13 protein-coding genes are annotated in these 20,658 nt (G+C 53.2%); 11 read left to right on the forward strand and 2 right to left on the reverse strand.

Annotation, left to right across the window (positions count from 1 at the left end; all coding sequences use genetic code 11):
* Positions 1 to 5: 5 nt before the first annotated feature.
* Together AUC60_RS20880 and wecB are read right to left on the reverse strand one after the other, a co-directional pair.
* Positions 6 to 2,216 (reverse strand): cellulose biosynthesis cyclic di-GMP-binding regulatory protein BcsB, encoded by a 2,211-nt coding sequence (locus tag AUC60_RS20880; RefSeq protein ID WP_087272093.1) that lies wholly within the window; start codon positions 2,214 to 2,216, stop codon positions 6 to 8.
* A 34-nt stretch (positions 2,217 to 2,250) separates the two neighbouring features.
* Positions 2,251 to 3,417, reverse strand: coding sequence for a non-hydrolyzing UDP-N-acetylglucosamine 2-epimerase (gene wecB, locus AUC60_RS20885; protein ID WP_238599612.1), 1,167 nt, complete (start codon positions 3,415 to 3,417; stop codon positions 2,251 to 2,253).
* A gap of 1,005 nt (positions 3,418 to 4,422) precedes the next feature.
* On the opposite strand from wecB, the gene AUC60_RS20890 reads away from it, so the two are divergent.
* The 11 genes from AUC60_RS20890 (at position 4,423) to AUC60_RS20955 (ending at position 20,223) form a co-directional block, all read left to right on the forward strand.
* The gene (locus AUC60_RS20890) at positions 4,423 to 6,075 is read left to right on the forward strand and encodes a ShlB/FhaC/HecB family hemolysin secretion/activation protein (RefSeq protein WP_087272096.1); all 1,653 of its coding nucleotides are present in this window, start codon (positions 4,423 to 4,425) and stop codon (positions 6,073 to 6,075) included.
* A gap of 24 nt (positions 6,076 to 6,099) precedes the next feature.
* Positions 6,100 to 12,645, forward strand: a complete 6,546-nt coding sequence (locus AUC60_RS20895) for a two-partner secretion domain-containing protein (protein WP_087272098.1) — start codon at positions 6,100 to 6,102, stop codon at positions 12,643 to 12,645.
* Positions 12,645 to 12,977: a hypothetical protein gene (locus AUC60_RS20900; RefSeq protein WP_087272100.1), complete on the forward strand. Its 333-nt coding sequence runs from the start codon at positions 12,645 to 12,647 to the stop codon at positions 12,975 to 12,977. Before AUC60_RS20895 ends, AUC60_RS20900 begins: the two co-directional genes overlap by 1 nt.
* A gap of 357 nt (positions 12,978 to 13,334) precedes the next feature.
* Positions 13,335 to 13,700, forward strand: a complete 366-nt coding sequence (locus AUC60_RS27695; protein WP_144443283.1) for a hypothetical protein — start codon at positions 13,335 to 13,337, stop codon at positions 13,698 to 13,700.
* Entirely contained in the window at positions 13,697 to 14,053 is a 357-nt protein-coding gene (locus AUC60_RS20910) for a hypothetical protein (protein WP_087272104.1), read from the forward strand. The genes AUC60_RS27695 and AUC60_RS20910 overlap by 4 nt, the downstream gene beginning before the upstream one ends.
* Positions 14,054 to 14,174: 121 nt before the next feature.
* Positions 14,175 to 14,630: a CdiA C-terminal domain-containing protein gene (locus AUC60_RS20915; RefSeq protein WP_238599613.1), complete on the forward strand. Its 456-nt coding sequence runs from the start codon at positions 14,175 to 14,177 to the stop codon at positions 14,628 to 14,630.
* 88 nt (positions 14,631 to 14,718) lie between these two features.
* Positions 14,719 to 15,111: a hypothetical protein gene (locus AUC60_RS20920; RefSeq protein ID WP_144443284.1), complete on the forward strand. Its 393-nt coding sequence runs from the start codon at positions 14,719 to 14,721 to the stop codon at positions 15,109 to 15,111.
* Positions 15,112 to 15,949: 838 nt separating this feature from the next.
* Entirely contained in the window at positions 15,950 to 17,470 is a 1,521-nt protein-coding gene (locus AUC60_RS28055; RefSeq protein ID WP_202973077.1) for a DUF637 domain-containing protein, read from the forward strand.
* A gap of 3 nt (positions 17,471 to 17,473) precedes the next feature.
* Positions 17,474 to 17,683: a hypothetical protein gene (locus AUC60_RS20940; RefSeq protein ID WP_202973078.1), complete on the forward strand. Its 210-nt coding sequence runs from the start codon at positions 17,474 to 17,476 to the stop codon at positions 17,681 to 17,683.
* Positions 17,684 to 18,160: 477 nt separating this feature from the next.
* Positions 18,161 to 18,433 (forward strand): DUF6966 domain-containing protein, encoded by a 273-nt coding sequence (locus AUC60_RS20950; RefSeq protein ID WP_087272119.1) that lies wholly within the window; start codon positions 18,161 to 18,163, stop codon positions 18,431 to 18,433.
* 932 nt (positions 18,434 to 19,365) lie between these two features.
* Entirely contained in the window at positions 19,366 to 20,223 is an 858-nt protein-coding gene (locus tag AUC60_RS20955) for a DUF637 domain-containing protein (RefSeq protein WP_238599615.1), read from the forward strand.
* Positions 20,224 to 20,658: the final 435 nt, after the last annotated feature.

The following is a 20,658-nucleotide window of genomic DNA, read 5'->3' on the forward strand; positions in this document are numbered from 1 at the left end:
TCCCGTCACTGGCGATTGCGACGGGCGCTACGGCCAGCCAGCAACAGCACGAGGAACAACAGAATGCCGCCCGGAATCAGCCACAACAGCGAAGGCGTGCGCCATGCATCCAGACCTTTTGGCTCGTCGTCATCAATCATCCGGCTGCCGTTAGGGTCTTTGCTGTCCAGGGTGGTCAACACACCGTTGTTGCCCAGCACGCTGGTATCGCCGCGGGTCAACAGGATTGGCTTGGCGAACTGCGGAGCGTCGCTGCCCAGAGCCTGATAAACCAGACCACGCTGGCTGCCGGACTCGACCACTTGCAACGAGGCGAGGTTGTTCAACTGGGTAACATCCAGCAGGACTTTATCCTTGTCGTTGATGCGCAGTCGGCCTTGATCATCGACTTGCAGCGCCTGCTTGCTGTCGGCGACTGGCAGTGCGAACGCCAGGAAGGATTTCTCCGGCTTGACTGCGGTTTTCGGGTCAGCACTGACATTCAACTGCGCACGCAGTGGTGAAACACCGGTGGCGCTGGCTACTGAAATCACCTGCGGCAAGCTGCTGGCCGGGTGATCGAGCCAGGTCTGCGGAACCAACACCTGGGTATCAACCGCGAAGCGTGCTGCCATGCCTGCGAAGTCATCACTTGGCGTGGTTTTTTCGAGGACGATGTGGCTGGTCGGGCGTACCGAAACCGGGAACGCCTGTGGCGTTTCCAGGCAGCGATCACTGACCGGCTGGCGCTGGAAAGAGACGCGCAGGACGTTGGTCGAGCCCAATGCGTAACGCGGGATGCGTGCTTCAATGCGCTGCTTCTCGCCGGTAGTTTCCAGCTGCTGCGCGCCGATCAGGTAATCATTGAGGAACAGCGAGGCGACCGGGGCAGTGTCCGATGCGCCTGGTGCGGCAGCAATATCAATCACTGCTTTGACCGGCAGACGTCCGTCGTAAGCTACGGCACCCAGCGGGAACGAGGCGCTCCAGTCGGCTTTGGCCAATACGTCGATGGTGCCCGGCTGGCCGCCCAGTCGCGACAGCGCTACACGGCCATCGGTATCCAGCGGCGCCTGTGCTTCGCTGATGGACAACTGACGGGTGCGGGCCAGTTTGTTCCACGCCGAGCTGAACATCGTCAGCGCTTTGGTGGTGGCGTCCGGTGCAATCATCAGCATCGGGCGGCTGCCCAGCAATGCCAGACGTACGTTTTCTTTTCCGGTTTTCTGACCTGCGTTGATATGACGCTCACGCCATTGGTTAAACGCATCGACTGCAGTCGCGTCGCGGCTTTGAATCTGGGCCTGCAAGGCATCCAGCGAATCGTTGATTGCTTTAAGCAACTGCGGATCATTGATCGCCAGGTCAGCCTGAACGTTTGGCGTCTGACCGAGCACCAACAAGGCGCCGACCTGTGCCGGGTCGCTCAGAGTCTGTGTGCCTTTGCCATTCAGGCTGGCGAAGGCCGGAATGTTCAGCAGTTCGGCCGGGATGCGCAGAGCGCTCAGGTCGACGCTGTCCTGCAAAGCAGGGAATGGCAGGATGCGTGCGTGCTTGCCGATGCGCTCAAGAGCGACACCGATACGCCATGCAGCGTCGTAACTTTCGGCAGACAGGCTGCCCGGAGCAACCATGATGCCTGGCTTGCCGGGGAGGGCATTCCACGCCGCGCCGATGTCCTGCAGATCATTGGCGTCGTAGCTGTAGGTCAAGCGGGTCGCCGGGTCGATACGCAACACATTGCCGATCACGCGTTCGTCTTCGCACAGTACGCGGGAAACGATCGACGACCAGGCGACGCCCAATCGCACCGAACCGCTATCGCGGGCTGCCTTGTCAACGCCCAACGTAGCGCTGGCGTTGCCTTGCGGCTCGGTCAGGCCTTCGGCGCGTACCGGGAAACCGTCCAGCGACAGCAACATAGTGTTGCGTCCGCCTTCGCCGTTCAGGTAGCTGGCGTCGAACTGCAAGGTGGCGTCAGTCAGCGGCACACCAGCCGGGACCGGCAGATACAGCTCGCGGCGCGAGTCGGTGGAGCCGAGGATGATCGGCGCATCGATACCCAAATCGCTGAGACGAATCTCGCGCTGTTGTTGGGTATCAGTGTTCAGCCGGTTGATTGCCTGAGTGAGCGGGCTCTCCGCGGCCAGGGCAAAGTTGGGCATGAGCGCGAGCAGGCTCACGCCACAGGCAAAGGCGCTCAGCGCGCCCGGTTGAGTGGCAACGGAAAACTTCATTCAGGCAGATCTCGGGCTGTTAAGGGGCGAATGTTTATTGGAATGTGGAAACTGGCCGGGTGAATTCCGGGTTCGGAATCATCAGGGGGTGTTCAATGTTTCGCGGTGATTTGCCTACCACGAATTCATGCATGGGTCTGCCCAGCAGGACATCGACAATGCGGGAGCTGGCTTTGCCATCGCCATAAGGGTTGGCCGCCTGGGAGGCGCGACGCCACAGCAGGTCATCGTCGTACAGGGCCGCGACGCCGCTGATGATGGATTCCGGCGCAGTACCGACCAGTCGAACGGTGCCCGCCGCGACAGCTTCAGGGCGCTCGGTGACGTCACGCATCACCAGCACTGGCTTGCCGAGGGAAGGGGCTTCTTCCTGCACGCCGCCCGAGTCGGTGAGAATCACGTGAGCACGCTGCATCAAGCGAACAAAGGCCAGATAGTCCAGTGGCTCGATCAAATGTACGTTATCCAGACCGCCCAGATGCTCGTTGACCGGGCCTTGAACGTTAGGGTTCAAATGCACGGGGTAAACGATCTGGATGTCCTTACGACTAGCCAACTGGCGCAGCGCCTTGCAGATATCAAGGAAGCCGTCGCCGAAATTTTCCCGACGGTGACCGGTGACCAGCAATACCTTGCGGCCTGGCTTGATGAACGCAAACTGGCTATCAAGACTGTCACGCAATGCATGGTCTTGATCGATCCGGCTAGCGGTCAATTGCAGGGCGTCAATGACCGTGTTGCCAGTGACGAAAGAGCGACCTTGCAGGCGCTCACTGAGCAAGTTGGTACGGGACTCGAAAGTCGGCGCAAACAGCAGGTCGGCTCCCAGGTCGATGCAGCGGCGGTTCATCTCTTCCGGCCACGGCGAGCGAATATCACCCGTACGCAGCCCTGCCTCAACATGGCCGACCGGGATACGGCGATGGAACGCCGCCATTGCAGCAACCATGGCTGAGGTGGTGTCGCCATGCACTAGAACGCGGTCCGGCTGGATCATTTCCAGTATCGGATCAATTGCGCCATAAAGAGCAGACGTCAGTGTATTGAGGGTCTGATTGGGCCTCATCACGTCGAGACTGAAATCAGGCGTGAGGTCGAACAGATCCATCACCTGCTTCAGCATGCTTTGATGCTGGCCTGTGACGCAGATCTGCGAATGGACGCCAGATTCCGCCGCCAGTGCTTTAACCAGCGGAGCCATTTTTATGGCTTCGGGACGCGTGCCGAAGATCGATAGGACCTTAATCCTGGATTCACTGCGAGCGATGATGCCCTCCTCGCGCAAGTTTCTTGCGCCGCACGAGCAGTCAGCTCAAAGCCTGATGGCATGTTGAGCAAACTACTGAATAGTTTTTAGGCCGGGGTTGAATCGGAATGAAGCTGATTATTCACTTCGTGTGAGATGGCGCATTGCCTTGCAACCCGGAACTGGGCCGATTATTAGCAGCATTCGCGGCGAGCGCAAAGATTTAAATAGTGTTTTTGACATTAATTTCAGAGTTCGAAACTTTTACATTTGTAACGAGTCTTTAACAGGTTTTGCGGGGGTTTGGCGCGGGATTGAGAAGAGCGTCTTACTGTTGTTAACTGTTTGTTTTAATTGACTATTGTTAATTTAATAAACCATTCGTCAATCAATGTTGAATCTTTTGTTTAGGGTGATGTCGGCCAATTTTTTTTGGAGAAAAGCATGTCGGTTGGCTGACGCCTGTATATTGTCATCGATTCGAAGTGTCCGACAATATCGAGAGAACCACAAGTAAAGTTTAATAGTGGTTTGAACGGGCCGACCAATTGCTGGTCAGCCCGTCCTCATAATGAAGAGTTCATTCATATGAGGGTAATGACACGGCGGCGTTATTAGCAAACGAATGTTTTCCGAGTGGTGAGGCTTTTCTTTGGGAATGTCGTTCAAGTCACATCACCGCCAGTTGCTGTCCATGGTTTTTACATTGAGCGTAAGACCCATCACCGCGTGATGGGCATTGCACTGATCTCTCTGTTTTTGACTCCTTTCACGCTGCGACCCTTGAGATAGAGCCTTTCGCTGTTGAAGCAAACCCGACGTACGGAGGTATCTGAATATTGACGTCAAGATGATGGCTATCTAATATCGCCGCCTTTTTGCGATATCGTAGAGCCATCACAAGGACGTGCCGTGTATTTTTCTGTTCACCGAATTGCAGCGCTACTTGCGCTCGTCCTTATGCCTTTCATGGCATACGGCGCACCCACGCCGGGTGAACAAGACCTTATTCGCGACCGTCAGGATCGCCTGCTCGAAGAGCAGCGTCGCCGCCTTGAAGAACTCAAAGACCTGCCCGGTCGCCAGCAGGCACTTGCCGCTCCGACGACCCCTCCGGATGCGCGCTGCTTCCCGATCAAAAACATCGAGCTCAAAGGCGCGGCCTCGCTGTCCACTCGCGAGCGTAATGCGCTGCTAGAGCCTTTTATCGGCCAATGCCTGGGTGTGGCTCAGCTCAATGGCGTGCTCAAGGCCATTACCGATCACTACATCGACAAGGGCCTGGTCACCACCCGTGCCTATCTACCGCAACAAGACCTTTCTCAAGGCACGCTTCAGGTATTGGTCGTCGAGGGCAAGCTGGAAAGCCTCAAGCGTGACACTGCCAGTGGCCTGACTCAGCGCGAGCTGGCCATGGCTTTTCCAGGGCGCGAAGGGCAGGAGCTGAACCTGCGCGAGATTGAGCAGTTGCTCGATCAGCTCAACCGTTTGCCGTCCAATCAGGCGCAGATGGAGTTGACCCCCGGCAATGTGGTCGGTGGCAGCAATGTGTTGGTGAAAAACACCCCGCAAAAACCCTGGCGCGCCACACTGGCCCGCCATAACGACGGCCAGAAAAGCACCGGCGAACAGCAGTGGGGTGTGGGTCTGGATTGGGACAGCCCGTTGGGCCTTGCCGATCAGTTAAACCTGCGCGGCGGGCGTGATGCGGTCAGCGATCATCAGCGCACGTATGAGAGCAATATGCTCAATTACAACCTGCCGTGGGGCTGGTGGAACTTCAGTTACTCCTACAGCGACAGCGAGTACCGCACCCTCGGCCAGGGCGATGGCTTTGATTTCAAATATACCGGCGAAAGCCAGACCCACCAGTTTCGCGCCGAGCGCGTCATCCACCGTGACGCCAAGGGTAAAACCGCGTTGAGCGCCGGTCTGAGCCACCTGCGCACCCGCAACTTCATCGAAGACAGCGAACTGGCCAACGGCGGCCAGCGCATCACCGAAGCCCAGTTTGGCTTCAGTCATGGCCGCGTAGTGGGCAGCGCATTTGCCAACCTTGAACTGGGCATGCAGCAGGGCGTTGGTGCACTGGACGCCATGGGCGAAGGCGAGCGCGCCAGCAACGAACCCACCGCTCGCTATCGCAAATACACCGCCACCCTCAGTTATCTGCAGCCGTTTCAGATCGGTGACGAGCGCTTCAGTTTCAGCAGCCTGGCCACTGGTCAGCGCAGCGAAGACATGCTCTACAACAGCCAGCGTTTCAGCGTCAGCGGCCAGTCAGCCGTGCGCGGTTACAAGGAGCAGTTTCTCTCCGGCGACAGCGGCGGCTACTGGCGCAACGATTTGCGCTGGACACGGCCCGTCACCCTCGACTGGCTGCAGCCGGTCTTCCAGCAATACAGCCTGGGTGTCGGCTACGACCAGGGCGTGATTCGCCGCGATGACAACAGCGGCGGCCAGAACGGCCGGGTGTCCAGCAATTCCCTGGAACTGTCCGCCCGTGGCAAACACGTCTCCGCCAGCGTGACGTTCGCTCACTCACTGGAGCGGCCTGTCGCCCTGAGTGAACGTGAAGCCCCGATCTATTTCCGTCTCGAACTTCTTCTCTGATTCCCGCGCCAAGGAACCCTCTACATGGACGTTAAACAACTGGCCTTCCTGGCGCGTCAACCCTCGGCTGCGCTGAACTCGCGTGAGCGTTTTTGGGGCATGCCCAAACGCGGTATCGCGCTGATTCTGGCCAATGCGATGTTCTGGCAGCCGCTCATGGTCCAGGCCGAAGGCATCGCTGTCAGTGGCAGCGGGACCAGCCTGACCACGGCGGGCAACGGCGTTCAGGTCATCAACATCGCCAAGCCCAATGGCACGGGGCTGTCCCACAACACGTTCGACCAATACAACGTCGGCAGCCAGGGCGTCATCCTCAACAACGCCACGTCCCGGACCCAGAGCACCCAACTGGGCGGGATTATCATAGGCAACAGCAACCTGCAGGGCACTGCGGCGACCACCATTCTCAACGAGGTCACCGGCACCAATCGCACTCAGCTCAAGGGCTACACGGAAGTGGCCGGGCAAGCGGCGCGGGTCATCGTTGCCAACCCCTATGGCGTGACCTGCAACGGTTGCGGCTTCATCAACACTCCGCAGGCCACCCTGACCACCGGCAAACCGGTGCTGGATCAAGGCCGTCTGGATCACTTCCAGGTGGATGGCGGCGACATCTCCATCGAAGGCGCTGGCCTTAACGCCAGCAACATCGAACAGTTCGACCTGATCACCCGCTCGGCAAAACTCAACGCCAGGCTCTATGCGAAAAAACTCAACGTCGTGACCGGCCGCAACAAGGTCGACGCGAATACCCTCGACGCAACGGCCCTGGCCGACGACGGCAGCGTCAAGCCATCGTTGGCCATCGACAGCAGCGCACTGGGCGGCATGTATGCCGGCTCAATCAAACTGGTGGGCACCGAGCAGGGCGTAGGCGTGAAGCTTAATGGTGAACTGGCAGCCAGCGCGGGTGATATTCAGCTTGATGCCAACGGCAACCTGCGAATGGCCCAGACCTCAGCCAACGGTGCCGTCAAGGTCAAGGCTGATAGCCTGGATGTGCAGGGTGTAGTTTCTGGAAGTAGCGTCGATCTGCAGACCAGGCAGGCGCTCAACGTCCATCAGAGTATCGTGGCGCGGGATAAGGTCACCCTCAGCAGTGGTGGGCAACTGACCAACAACGCGGTCATCGAATCCGGGGTGAATGCTGACAATAGTCGCAACGCCACGGGCGATATCAGCCTGACCGCAAAAGACCTGCGCAACGTCGGCAGCGTGGTCGCCAGCCGGGACTTGAAAGTCAAAACCACCCAAGTCCTCAATAACGACGCCGGTACATTGGCCAGTAACAATGCGCTGGAGCTGGACGTCGACGGCCTGCTCTCCAATCAGAACGACGGTCTGATCTACAGCCGCAACGCTAACACGAAGATCAAGGCAGGCTCACTCGACAACAGCAAGGGCACGCTGCTCGCCGCACAAGGCCTGGATGTCAACGTCACTGGCGATATCGTCAATCGCAACGGGCGAGTCATCGCCCGGGACGATGTACTTAGCGTCAAGGCCGCCAACCTGAGTAACGCCGGTCAGCTGGCAGGCAAGTCCGTCGATCTGGTTGTGAGCAAAGCGCTGAACAATCGCGGTGGCTCCATTGAAAGCGACAACACGCTGACTGTCAGCGCTGCCAGCGTCGATAACCAGAACGGCGCCCTGCGCGCGGTGGGCACCAGTGGCCTGACGCGGTTTAGTATCGGCGGCGCGTTCGATAACAGCGACGGTACCTTAGAGACTGCCAACAACGCCCTCGAATTGTCCGTTGGCAGCCTGATCAACACCGGTGGCAGCGTGTTGCACATCGGCCGTGGCGATTTCGGCCTTTCAACCCGCACCGTCATGCGCGCAGGCGGCAGCCTTGTCACCCACGGCGGCCTGACCCTTGACGCCGACAGTTGGATCAACAGCAGCGTGATCCAGGCCGCTCGGCTGGTCGTCAATGTCGACCACTTCACCCAGACCGTCGACGGCCAGTTGCTGGCTTCCACTGCGTTTGAAGGCAGCGGGGTTGACTGGACCAACAACGGTTTGATTGCCAGTGACGGCGATCTCGTGATTGACCTCAGCGGTGAATACGCCGGAGCCGGGCGAACCACTAGCCAGGGTGATCTGTGGCTCGATGCGGGCAGCCTGAAGCTGGCCGAGGCCGGCCGGATCACCGGCGGTGGTACAACGGACGTCTACGTCAGTGGCGCGCTCAATAACGCCGGGCGCATCAGCGCCAGTCAGGACCTGCTGATCAATGCGGGATCACTCGAGAACCGGGGTACGCTAAGCGCCGCTGAATACGTCACGATCAACACCGGAGAACTGCTGAACGAAGGCGGTTTGATCTTCAGCGGCGCGGACATGGAACTGCGCGGCACCAAGGTCACCAACCGTTTTGGTGATATCTACAGCATGGGTGATCTGACCATCGCCAAAAACGCCGCAGGCGACCGTGCGCAGGTCATCGAAAACATTTCCGGCACGCTCGAAAGCGCCGGTGATATGAGCCTGTCCGCTGACGCCGTCACTAACCGCAAGGATGTCCTGACCCTCGCCAATCAACGAGTCAATGCCTACATCACCCATAGCTGTGCGCACTGCTCGGACGAGTGGAACGTCTGGTACTACGTCAACGAAATCTACGAGCGCACCGTCACTGAGGATTCAGCGTCCGCGTTCATGACCATTGGCGGCAACCTTACCGTCACCGGCGCAAGCTTCCTCAACCAGTACAGCTCGGTATCGGCGGTCAAGGACATCGACATCACCGTCAATGACTTCAAAAATGAAGGCACCACGTTAGCGACCATCACTTACCGAGCGAACTACCGAAACCCCGCTGACCAGGAGCCGGGCAGCATCTATCTGGGCCTGATCGATCCGGGTGGAGCGGTAAACGAGTTCAACAAGTACAGCGCCAAATACGTGCCGTTATACCGGCGAGCAGATGGCAGTTATTTCTATCAGCAGGAGAGCGGTTTAAGTACCACGCTCAACCCTGATTACGACCCCACCAAAAACATGCCGGTGCCCACCGCCGTCACCCGGTATGGCGTGTTTTCCGCAACCCAGGTCACCACACCGGGCAGAAGCATCGATGCCGTGATTCAGTCCGGTGGCAACACCACCATTGTCGCGAACGACGAGTTCAACAACAGCATCCAGAAAGTCAGCGCGCCCATCGTCACCAGCGACAGCCAGGTCGATGCCTCCGGCACGCTGCAGGCCACCACGCCTTTTATTGCCCAGCTCAACACCCAGCTTCCGGCAGACCTGGCTCAACAGCAGGTCGACCCGCTGACGTTGCCGGGCTTTGTTATCCCCGACAGCGAAAATGGTCTGTTTCGGCTCAGCAGTGGACCTGCCAGCCAGAACATCCCCGATGCCAACGGTCAGGTCACCCCGCACAAATACCTGATCGAAACCAATTCCGCGCTGACCGACCTCAAGCAGTTCATGAGCTCGGATTATCTGCTGGAAAAGCTGGGTTATGACCCCGCACTCAGCGCCAAACGCCTGGGTGACGGCCTCTATGAACAGCGTCTGATCCAGCAAGCCATCGTCGCCCGCACCGGTCAGCGTTTCATCGACGGCCAGACCTCGGACGAGGCGCAGTTCAAATACCTGATGAACAACGCTGCTGCCAGTAAGGAAGCGCTGAATCTGTCCGTGGGCGTGACCCTCACCGCAGCGCAAGTCGCGGCCCTGACCGACGATATCGTCTGGATGGAAGAGCGTGAAGTAAACGGCGAAAAAGTGCTGGTGCCTGTGCTGTATCTGGCTCAGGCCGACAACCGTCTGGCCCCGACCGGCGCGCTGATTGCGGGTAACAATGTCTCGGTGACTTCCGGTGCCAACCTGGACAACGCCGGAACGCTGCGTGCCAGTAACAACCTGTCCGTCCTGTCGGGCGAAGACCTGATCAACAGCGGCCTGATGCAAGCCAATGCCCGCCTGGACGCCTTGGCGACAAACAACATCGCCAACCAGGCGGGCGGCATCGTCAAGGGCAACGACGTATCGATCACCTCGCTTTTCGGCAGCGTGCTCAACGAACGCACCGTCACCACCTATGCGGGCAGCAACACCAGCGGCAAAGGCAACTGGAACTGGTCCCAGGACTTCGTCGATAACGCCGCCCGCATCGAAGCAGGCAACACGCTGGGCATCAATGCCGCAGGTGATTTCACCAGCGTCGGCAGCGTGCTCAGCAGCGGCGCAGACATGAAGATCGACGCAGGCGGCAGCGTCAACATCCTCTCCACCCAGCAAAACAACCGCATTGCCGACGGCGAGTCCCACGACGACTCCACGATCCGTCAACACGCCTCGCAAGTCATTGCAGGCGGGTCTCTGACCGTAAATGCCGACAACGACATCACGGCCGTCGCCAGCCAGATCGAAGCCAAAACCGACGTTACCCTGACCGCAGGCAAGAACCTGACCCTGGCCTCAGCCGCTGACGAAGACCACTCGTACACCAAAGGCTCAAGCATCACCCGGCAGGAAGATCATGTTCGCCAGGTTGCCGCCACCGTGAAGGCGGGCGGGGATGTGAAGCTGAGTGCGACTGAAGACTTGACCATGATTGCCAGCCGGATTACGGCGGGTGACGAAGCCAGTCTGATCGCAGGTAAAGACCTCAACATCCTCGCCGCGCAAAACAGCGACTACACGCTGTTCGACATGAAAAAAGAGGGCGGTTTCGGCAACAAGGAAACCCAGCGCGATGAAGTTACGCAAATCACCCATGTCGGCAGCGAGATCACCACAGGCGGCAACCTGACCCTAAAGAGTACTGGGGACCAGCTGTATCAGGCGGCCAGGCTCGAGAGTGGTAAAGACCTGACGATTGATAGTGGTGGGTCGATTACGTTTGAGGGTGTGAAGGATCTGCATCAAGAAAGCCACGAGAAAAGCAAAAACAGCATGGCATGGATGTCCATGTCGGGCGAAGGCAGTACGGATGAGACGCTGCGCCAGAGTGAGCTAATCGCTCAGGGGCAGCTGGCAATTCGTGCAGCAGGCAAGATCAACATTGATATCAAGCAAATTGATCAGAAGAGCGTCAGCCAGACCATTGATGCGATGGTCAAGGCTGAGCCAGGTCTGGCATGGCTTAAACAGGCAGAGGCCGAAGGCAAGGTCGATTGGCGAGTCGTCAAGGAAATTCACGAGAGCTGGGATTACGAGCAATCCGGACTAGGCGCTGCTCCGGCGATGATTATCTCCATCGTGGCCAGCTTTTATCTAGGTCCGCTTTTGGGGGCGATGCTCAGCAATTTTGCCGTTGGTACGATCAACGGCGGTGGTGATTTAGGTGCCGGTTTAAAAACTGCCTTCAGCGCAGATGCAATCAAGGGCTACGCCACACAGTACGTTACTGGTTATGTGATGGGCGGACTTGACGGGATGGTGAGCGGTTGGAGTACTGACGGAGCACTCATCATTAAGCCAGACGGAATCATGAATCCTGGCTACTCGGCCAATATGCTTGACTGGAATACCATTAGTCAGAATGTTCTGCGTAGCACATCGCATGCACTTATTGCCGGGTCTATTAATACAGCTATCAATGGCGGCAGTTTTGGGAGCAACCTGGGTTTAGCTTTTGTCTCAGAAGGTTTGGACCTGGCTGCTGCGTTCGGCAACAAGCAAGTAGGAGATCTCGCCGAATATTTGAACGCTGATCCGGGGTCAGCACAAAAGATACTGATGCATGCGGTTTTAGGTGGCTCGTTATCGGTGGTCAGCGGTGGGGACTTCAAGACGGGAGCTTTGGCGGGAGCTGCTGCTGAAGGCTTAAGTGGACCCGTTACCGAGGCGCTGGGAGAGTATCTGGATTCTCGGTTCTCAACGGACGATCAGTTCAAGGTGGGGACCTCACAGATTATTGGTGTGCTGGCTGGCGCGTTGTCTGGAGGCGACCCCGCAACAGCGAGTTGGATCGCGGGGAATGTCCAGCGGTATAACGATTGGCTCCATCAAGGTGGAAGCGGTGATCCGGGGTTTAGTGACCCGACGGACATGTTGGATGGGAATGGAATGTCCATCGCACAACCAAATGATTTGACCCCCATAGACAAACTCAAGGTTCAGATATCGCTAGCTATTCTTTTTGGGTTTGTACCGGGTTTATCTCAGTCGATGACAATCTGGGAAGAGGGATTTGGTGGGATCTTCTCCGATATCGGGTCGATTTTCAGTGAGTCAACTGAAGGTCTTGAGACAGCTGGTGGCGGGACCGAGGTCGGTTCGAGTGGGGGGTTGGTTGACGTAGGGGGCGGAGCGGGAGAAACTTCCGGGAGCCTTCCAAGTGAAGTGCTGGCAGATCTTGGATATAGTGAGAATAATATTTCACATATTTTTCAAGATAAACACTTGCTCGATTCGCTTGTAAAAAACTTTGGTTCGCGAAATGAGGCATTGCTCGCCATGCAAAAGGAAGTGACTAGTGTAGTGACGCCGGTAGAATACCAAACTGGGTCTTGGGTTAGTATCCAGGTAGGTGGCGTTCCTGTTGCTGTTAAAGGGGCTTTCGTAAACGGTGTTTTTAGAATTGCTACCGCTACAATGAGGTCGTTCTGATGCTGCTGACAACTGAAGAAAAATTTGCGCTGCAGATGCTCTTCGCTGGATCTGATGAAGTAAGTGTTATGGTTAGACTACAGTTAGATAATTGTGAAGTGCTAACGCGTAAAAATACAGGCGTTGGTTTTTTTACTAGCATTGCTTTGGAAGTGCCGCTGGATGTAAATTTTCCGCATCAGCGGGACTTGAGCTTTGAACATCGTGATTTAAGTCATGGTGGATCGTTTATGTGTTGGTTTGAGAATGCTAGTGTTCTAGAGCTGGAGGCTGTTTCTTATAATGGCGAGTGGCCGCAGCGATTCGATGTTCTTGATTTTAAGTGGGTCTAACTATTTGAGTTTGAAGCGTGGTCTGAAGAGCTAGTCGGTATTTAAAGTGAGCATCTAGGAGAGAAGCGGGGTCAGATTACCATTGTTTTATTGGCTCTTTAATTGTTGATCTTTTGAAGTGATTAGGTTGTTCTTAATCGTGGTCTGATCTCAATTTTCCATAGCAGGGCTTAGATATATTTCTCGAAGCGATGCGGGAGCGGTTGAGCAGGTATTGATTGAGTGGCACGGTAAGGGGGAGGGAGGGGCATTGATGAATAGGATAAATAGCATAGCCAAAACTAATCCGATCTATGCGGAATCGCTTACTAGAGGCGCGGCTCTATTGAAAACAGCCGGTTATCCAGGATTTTAACTATGAGTAAAGCCGGGGATGTCTATGCTATCGCAACGAAGAATGGAAATGCATATTTTCAGTATGTGAGGAAGGTGCCTTCTTTAGGGTATCTTATCCGTATCTTGCCTGGTATGTATGAGTCGGAGCCTGATCTAGATTTGGCTAGGTATACCGGTGATGGAACTCCGGTGGTTGTCCGCATTGTTGATAACACGAAAGGTACTGACTTTTCCCATTTTGTTGTGGTGGATGGGGTTACAACTAGAAATGGAATCTCCGTTGAAGCTATTCGCGATCCGCATGGGACCCAATACTTTAGTCCCGTCAGTACCTTTCAAAGAAATTTTTCAGGTGAGGTTGTTGTTCCTCGGAGTGCACTAAAATGAAATTAAATATCGACTTCCCTGAAAATATGATCACGGATGAATTACTCAGGCAGGAACGAATACCCTGCTTTTGTAAGGTTTCAAAAGAATTTGAGATCTCGTTTTCGGATACTGTTCCTGAGTCATCGGGGGTGGTATCGGAATGGGATCGTAGAGAGTTGGAGTTAAGAGCCGTTGCAGGGGCGGGTGGTCGATACACGCATTTTGCTAATGGTTTGATTACATTGCAGAAAATTAATAAAGGCGTTTACAAGATCCTTGATCTTGAGATGTTTTATAGAAGTTATGGCTGGTGCGCTGTCTTACGGGGTGGGGAGTATGCGCCTCCCGGAAATTTTTGGGATGAAGAGTAAAAGCTTTCTGATGTATCCTGGGCTGGGGATTCAATTGCATGAACGGACTCTCCGAGTCGAATTTTGAATCCAATCATTTGTTGCTAAGCTTCCCACTGCTGCAAAAAACTTGGTTGGGGCTTTGGCTGAGTTGCCATTGATACGATCGATGGGGAAAGCTCCGGAGATTGGGGGCGAAGGTGGTGCAAAAGGAGGGCCAGAGAGTAATCTGAATGCGACGAGTGCTATAACAGACGCTGAGGCTGGAACCAGTGGATTGGCAAAGATAGGTTCTTTGAAGGGAGAGCCTGAGCTGCCACCAAAAAATGCAAGTCCGGACATGATTCGATCAACTGAGCGTCAAAATGAAGCTTCGAAGGGGCTTGCTCAAGCTGGATATGATGTTGAGCAGTTGGCAAATTCTGGGAAAAAAGGGGCCAACCCTGATTTGCGGATTAATGGTGAACTAGCTGATGTTTTTTCGCCAATCACCAATAGCCCAATCTCAGTGCTGAAAACAATAACCGGTAAAGTTGAGACTCAGGCTAGCAATATTGTTGTGAATTTGGCTGACTCTCCATTGACCTTTGATCAGTAGAAAGTGCACTGCGCTCGAATCCTGTCGAAGGTTTGAAAAAGCTTTATTTGATGAAGGGCGGGGAATTTAGGGTGATAGGGGCTGCGAAGTGACAATTACAATGAATCTTGAGGTTGAAGTTGGAATTTCCTTTGAAGAAATTGCTTCAGTGCTCTCAGTGATGGGGGCTGAGCACGCAATTGAAAGTGGTTATCTAACAGGTAACTTTAAATATTCAGGTGTTTATTTTGTATTTCGTTGCTTTAGTACTCCTGAGGACGTTGCTGCTGAAGGGGTTGATGTTGATTGGAAAGCAGGTATGAGTGGAGCGTTTCATTGTCCTATAAAATATTTGCTGGAGAGTTCTGAGGATATTAAGTCTTTCCTTACGAAGCTGTCGATAGAGACGGATTTTAAATTTGTTCTTTCTTTTCAGTACGAAAGCTTGTATGTGATTCGTGATGAGTTTGGTATTGGTTTTCTGAGAAATATGGTTGATTAGTTGATCCAAAAGTAACAGGTGGTGCAGTAGAGCTAACGTTTGACAAGGCTACCCGGACTTGGACAACTCCAGCTGGTCTAGACTATGGACAAGGATCGGTTCAAGGAAACAGAGTTTTGCATGTTTTAGAGGATGCGGAGCCGAATCCCGCCAAGACAACACATAGCGTCTTTAGTACGGGTAGAAAAGAGATTTTAGGCGCTGTCGATGAAGCATGGCTCAAGAAAGGTAGTCCTGTAGTAGGTTATCCGGGTGCATATTTTGTCCCGATGGGCCGAGCGATTGGTACTTCGGGAGAAACGAGTATTAAAATTATTGTTCGGCCTGGGACCAGTCAGCTCATTACAGCCTATCCTGTTAAATAGAGAAGTTTTATATGTTGTGTCCAAGGTGTGAGCAGGGAGATATTGTCAACGCTGAAATTATAGCTGACAACACTTGTTTGTTCGTATGTCAAGAGTGCGAGGCCTCATGGTTTTTATACGAAGACATTGGGATTAGGGACTTTTTCGACTATGGGACTTATATGGAAAGTCTAGGGCTGAAACCACTATGGAGTGAGTTGAAAATTATTTCTGAGTAGGTCCAAAAGCTACTGGTGGCGCTGCTGGAAAGGTAAATGATCTTGCGTCAACTAAGGTCAAGTGGGTTGATGAGAATGCAGGTATGAGTTCGCGTACCCTTGATTACAATGACTCAGCAACCGGTGCTCGCTCCAATCCTGCAACCCAATCTGGCCAAGCTCCTGCGCTAGAAAGAACAATGCGGATGGATCAATAAGGTTGGTTAAATTTGATGGTGTGGATGGTGAAGTCTTAGTTGATCGCAAGATTCCGGGGTGCTCGACAAGTCCTTTGGCGTTAAAACTGCGGATATATCCAAAGCTACTCACGGTTTCGAACTTGGAACCGTGGATGACTTTACCAAATTTGCAGGCTATACCGTTGCTCAAGAAGGCTTTAGCGCGGTTGCAAATACCGCAATCAATGGCGGGAGTCTCAAGGATAACCTGGCTCAAGTCGCAATCAGCTCTGCAGCCGATGTGTTGACGGCTGGTATTTACAACAAACTGGGATCCCAGTTGGAGTTCTCCGGACTTCCGGCGAAAGTAGGTGCACACGCCCTGGTTGGCGGGTTGATTGCAGAGTTGGCGGGTGGGGACTTCCGGGTCGGCGCCTTGGCGGCAGGTGCCAATGAAGCGTTTGTCGCCTCGGTAGGCGACAAGATATTTGCAGAAAACTCTCGCGATCAGTTGCTGGCGATGACCTCTCAACTGATTGGTTTAACGGTCGCTGCGGCAGCGGGAGGATCTGACAAGGATCAGGCGGTTGCGTCGTGGGTTGCCATGCAGGCGACTAAATACAACAGTCTTGATCACCCGACGGCCGAGAGACTGCTGGATGAATTGAAAGCGTGCAGGGCCAATCGCTGTAGCGAAGATCAGCAGCGCAGCCTGATTGCGAGGTACGAGAAAATCTCGGCCGACCGTTCAGCTCTGCTAGCGGCTTGTCCTACTGCTGAATGTAGGGAGGCTATTCGAGCCAATACGATAGCGTTGGATGATCCCGTCGCCCAAGAGCTGGTGGCTTGGTATCGGCAGCGTGTTTCGTACGACATGGTCGGTCTGCTGACGGGGGACCCGAGCCAGATCGCAATGCCAGCGCAAGGGTATGATCCTTGGGGGGCAACATATGTAACAGATGATCAAATAATACTGGCACTAAATATTCAGCAGAATGCGCTGACACCCGCTCAGCAGGCATATTTAGAAACATGGAATAAAGAAACAGACTGGATGGACCTGGCTGCAGGGCGCGTGTTGACAGTGGCCGAAAAAGCAGAAAAGATTGTGGCGCTTGGCAACGCGATGCTGACCGAGGGTTGGGGGAAAGCGTCAAGTGGGAATAGCGCCTCTGGAAATGGAACTGTTCAAGGCGGGAGCGGTGCTGGTGCAAAAGCAACAGCTACTCCACGCACTCCACTAGCTGGTCCTACTGAAAACTGGAAAACCTTTGTTAATGCTGAAAAACAGATTCAACTGGAAGCAGGTGCTGGGCAGCGTGTAGATCAAGTTATCAATGAAACTCTATCTGGTAAGAAAAATTTCACGAGCTCTATGACGCTCACAACCGATGAGGCTCTATCGGCAGGGCAAAAATATCTCGGTCCCGAGTACAGGGAAATCGGTAAGCCCGGCTCTGGGGTGTTTCACAGTGCTGATGGCACCAAGGAGTTCCGTATCGACTCAGGATCTATATCAGGAGCACACGCTCCGGGAGTTCCGCATGTACATTTCGGAGTTAAAGACCCTGTGACTGGAAAATATATTTCTAACAATTATGTTCCCTATGCGGACTAGGATATGGATATGTCTATCATTCGGAAGGGTATTGTTGTCACTGGCGAATATTCTGGTTGGGAAATTTTTGTTGCGGGCGACCGTGATGGCGACACTGGCGGGTACTATCTTTACTTGAAGAAAAGTAATGTTGAAGGGTTTGACTACTGGTTCGAGCATGAGGCAGGGCTTCAGGCTCAGCTAGTTGATTTTGAGGTGAAGTGGATAGTTTAGTAAGTTAATTAACATGGCTTTTATTTTGCCGTCGGTGCAAAAGACGCAGGCAGTGCCACACTTCATGCGGCTGACAATATTCGGTTCTCGCAAAATAGCGTTTCTTTCAATAAAACTGACCGAGTAACGGGTACGAATTGCACATACGAAGATTTGGTTAAAAAGCATGCGGACTAATGGTTGGAAAGGTGATCCAGCTGACGTCGTTAAAATGCCTGATGGCAAACTTGCTAGCATGGATAACACTCTTGGAGTAATACATACGAGGATTGACAAGGCTGTTCTACCTGAGTGGCCAGGGGGCGCAAAATCACCCATAGATACAGTTTTTGAGATAAAAATACCGGCAGGTACGAAGGTATACATTGGTGAAGTTGGATCTCAAGGCGGGTTCTATGTTGGTGGATCGCAGCAAATTGTTGTCCAGAAGCCTTGGCTGGTTGACGGAGTTCAGGTGACTAATTCGAGACCATTGAAATGAAAAATCTTAACGACATTGAAGTAATCCTGACGAGAATGATTGAGCTGCTACGTATTGGGGCCTTTAATGATTGGGCGATAGCTCTTGAAAAAGTAAAGACGGGTTTTGAATTTGACCCAAAATCTTCACCATCAAAACTGTTGTCAATGTACGGGGGGATGGGGTCTCTGAACGATGTTGTCCTCTATAAAGATGGTCAGCCACTAATTTTAGAAAATAATGAATTAGATGGCTTAAGATCGCATCTTTATGAACTTTGTAAAAAATAGTCTGATGGTCCAAAAGGTCTAGGTTCAGACCCCGATTGTTATATTGTCAGACCCCGATTCTTTCCCATTTTGGAGAATCAAAATCTAGTTAATGAGTGGGTCAAGGATGTACCTGCGGCTCAACAGGATAAGATATTGCTTCTTAGGTGATTAAGATGGGTATGTATATTTCTATTGACGATACAGCTGGTTGGGGTACACATTTTGGCATTTTTGATTGTATTTTTTAGGCTGCGAGAGATAAATTTTCCACCGAGCAGGCCGAGTGTGTGTACAGAATATATGATGCGCTATATGCACAGGGGCAGAGTTTTGTGACTCTCGATAAGGTTCGACTCAAATTGCTTTAATTTATTTTACTAGCATTGTGAAGAGGCTATGAATGAGTTTGCAGACTCTGACCGAGGAAGGTATGTTTCTGAAAGGCATGTTGAAGGTATTCTTTGGAATTGGTCTGAAATGCTCCGAATCATGAGAGAGGATTCACGCTATGTAGTGGTCAGGTGTTGCACCCTCCGATGAAAAGTACTTTTTGATTGTGGCCGCAGATAACCAAGCACCTAGAGAGTTTTTCTACTACGCCTACAAGTCAATTTCCCCTGGGATGATTGTCTCTGACGCGATGAGAAGCGCGCCGTTTGGAGTGGTGACTGCCTATGTTGAGTTTCCGGATGAGTAGGTCGGAGCTAAGTAACGCGGGATCAGAAAACGATTTGCTTGTTCATTTTTTATACTTTATTTTTCAAAATGATTAGGTTGTTCTTGATTGTGGTCTGCCCCCAGTTTCTCTTGAACATATCGAGTTCGATACGTTTGCGTCGCGGTAATAAAATTTTCCGCTAGCCAAATTCCAACTTTCCAGAGATTCAGAATAAAAATGCAGCAGTCGTTGCAGGTTTGAAATCTTTACTTCTCAGGCCTTAGTAAGCACGATCAACAATCGAGGCGATTTAGGCGCCGTTTTCAAGGATGTAACAAGCGGCGATAGTTTAAAAAAATCTGGCCATCACTGGACTTGCTGCTGGGTTTACGGCTGGGGTGATAAAACCTCAGTTGGCGGAACAACCGAGCCTTACAACGGCCTGACTAAAGGTTTCGATTTATCAGATTTGAGTGATATTGGCGGCTTCGCCTTACATGCAGGTGCGGAGGGTGTCGCGTCTGGTTCTATCAAAACCGCAATCAAAGGTGGCGGTCTAAGCGATAACATCGTTGGAAGTCTGGTGTCTCAAGCAGGTAACGTCGCTGCCGCTATTGGCTTCAATTACATCGACAACGATGTTCAGCAGCAGAATGTAACAGCCTTGCTTAACAAAGATTTTGCGGGTCAATTGCTTTGGATGGAAGGTGGTCTAGGAAGAGTTGCTTTGCATGCACTTATGGGCGGAGCCATTTCAACGGCTACGGGTAGTGATTTTGCATCCGGTGCGATTGCCGCAAGGGCAAGCCAAGCGATGGCTGGAGTGCTAGATGATGTATTCCCTACTCATCCAGAATTTCGCGAGGCAGCTTCACGAATTGTCGGATTGACTGTGGCTGTTCTCGCCGATAAAGACGTTGAAAAAGCGTCTTGGATTGCTCTCGTTGCTGATCAGTACAACCGACAGCTACGTTCAACTGAGCGAGAAATGGCCAGAGCCCTTGCGGAAAAGAGTGGCGGTAAATTCACTGCGCAGCAGATTGAGGATCAACTGAGAATCTCCTACATCACTGGTACCGAGATTTATCCCACTAAGTACATGGTGGCTAATAACGCTGGTATCTATGACACCGGCGGGGGATTGGATTGAACTTGGAAATAGTGGTCTATATGTTCAGAATTTCGCACACGCCGATAAAGACGTCATCGCTTTCATCAAGCAACATATTGATATATTCATGGGCCGTATATGACTCGAGCAATTATCCGCGCATGCCAGTCGCTTCTGGTAGCAGTAATGGTGCAAGGGATCGACTGATCGACTGATCGGTTATTCGCTAGACGAAAATGGAGGTTACAGAGTGCCGGTCGCGATGGATGGGGTTGTTTACACTCCTCGGTACTTTTCTTGTGGGAGTGCTGAGTGTATAGCGAGTGGCGCTAATATTGATTTTTCTGATGTAAAAAAGTTGTCGTGGCTAAAGGCAGTAGATGCCAAAGCTATAAGTGATATTGGCTGGATGATGGGTGTGGCTGCGGTGCCGACAAATGGGGCCGCAGCGACTTTCATCCAACGGGTCTACCG

It is taken from the genome of Pseudomonas caspiana (genome assembly GCF_002158995.1).
Taxonomy (GTDB): Bacteria; Pseudomonadota; Gammaproteobacteria; order Pseudomonadales; family Pseudomonadaceae; genus Aquipseudomonas; species Aquipseudomonas caspiana.

Excerpts from the sequence above, each read along its gene's own strand:
- wecB (WP_238599612.1), bottom strand. The coding sequence starts at position 3,417 with ATGGCTCCGCTGGTTAAAGCACTGGCGGCGGAATCTGGCGTCCATTCG.
- AUC60_RS20880 (WP_087272093.1), bottom strand. The coding sequence starts at position 2,216 with ATGAAGTTTTCCGTTGCCACTCAACCGGGCGCGCTGAGCGCCTTTGCC.
- AUC60_RS20950 (WP_087272119.1), top strand. The coding sequence starts at position 18,161 with ATGAAAAATCTTAACGACATTGAAGTAATCCTGACGAGAATGATTGAG.
- AUC60_RS20900 (WP_087272100.1), top strand. The coding sequence starts at position 12,645 with ATGCTGCTGACAACTGAAGAAAAATTTGCGCTGCAGATGCTCTTCGCT.
- AUC60_RS27695 (WP_144443283.1), top strand. The coding sequence starts at position 13,335 with ATGAGTAAAGCCGGGGATGTCTATGCTATCGCAACGAAGAATGGAAAT.
- AUC60_RS20940 (WP_202973078.1), top strand. The coding sequence starts at position 17,474 with ATGGATATGTCTATCATTCGGAAGGGTATTGTTGTCACTGGCGAATAT.
- AUC60_RS20890 (WP_087272096.1), top strand. The coding sequence starts at position 4,423 with ATGCCTTTCATGGCATACGGCGCACCCACGCCGGGTGAACAAGACCTT.
- AUC60_RS20895 (WP_087272098.1), top strand. The coding sequence starts at position 6,100 with ATGGACGTTAAACAACTGGCCTTCCTGGCGCGTCAACCCTCGGCTGCG.
- AUC60_RS20910 (WP_087272104.1), top strand. The coding sequence starts at position 13,697 with ATGAAATTAAATATCGACTTCCCTGAAAATATGATCACGGATGAATTA.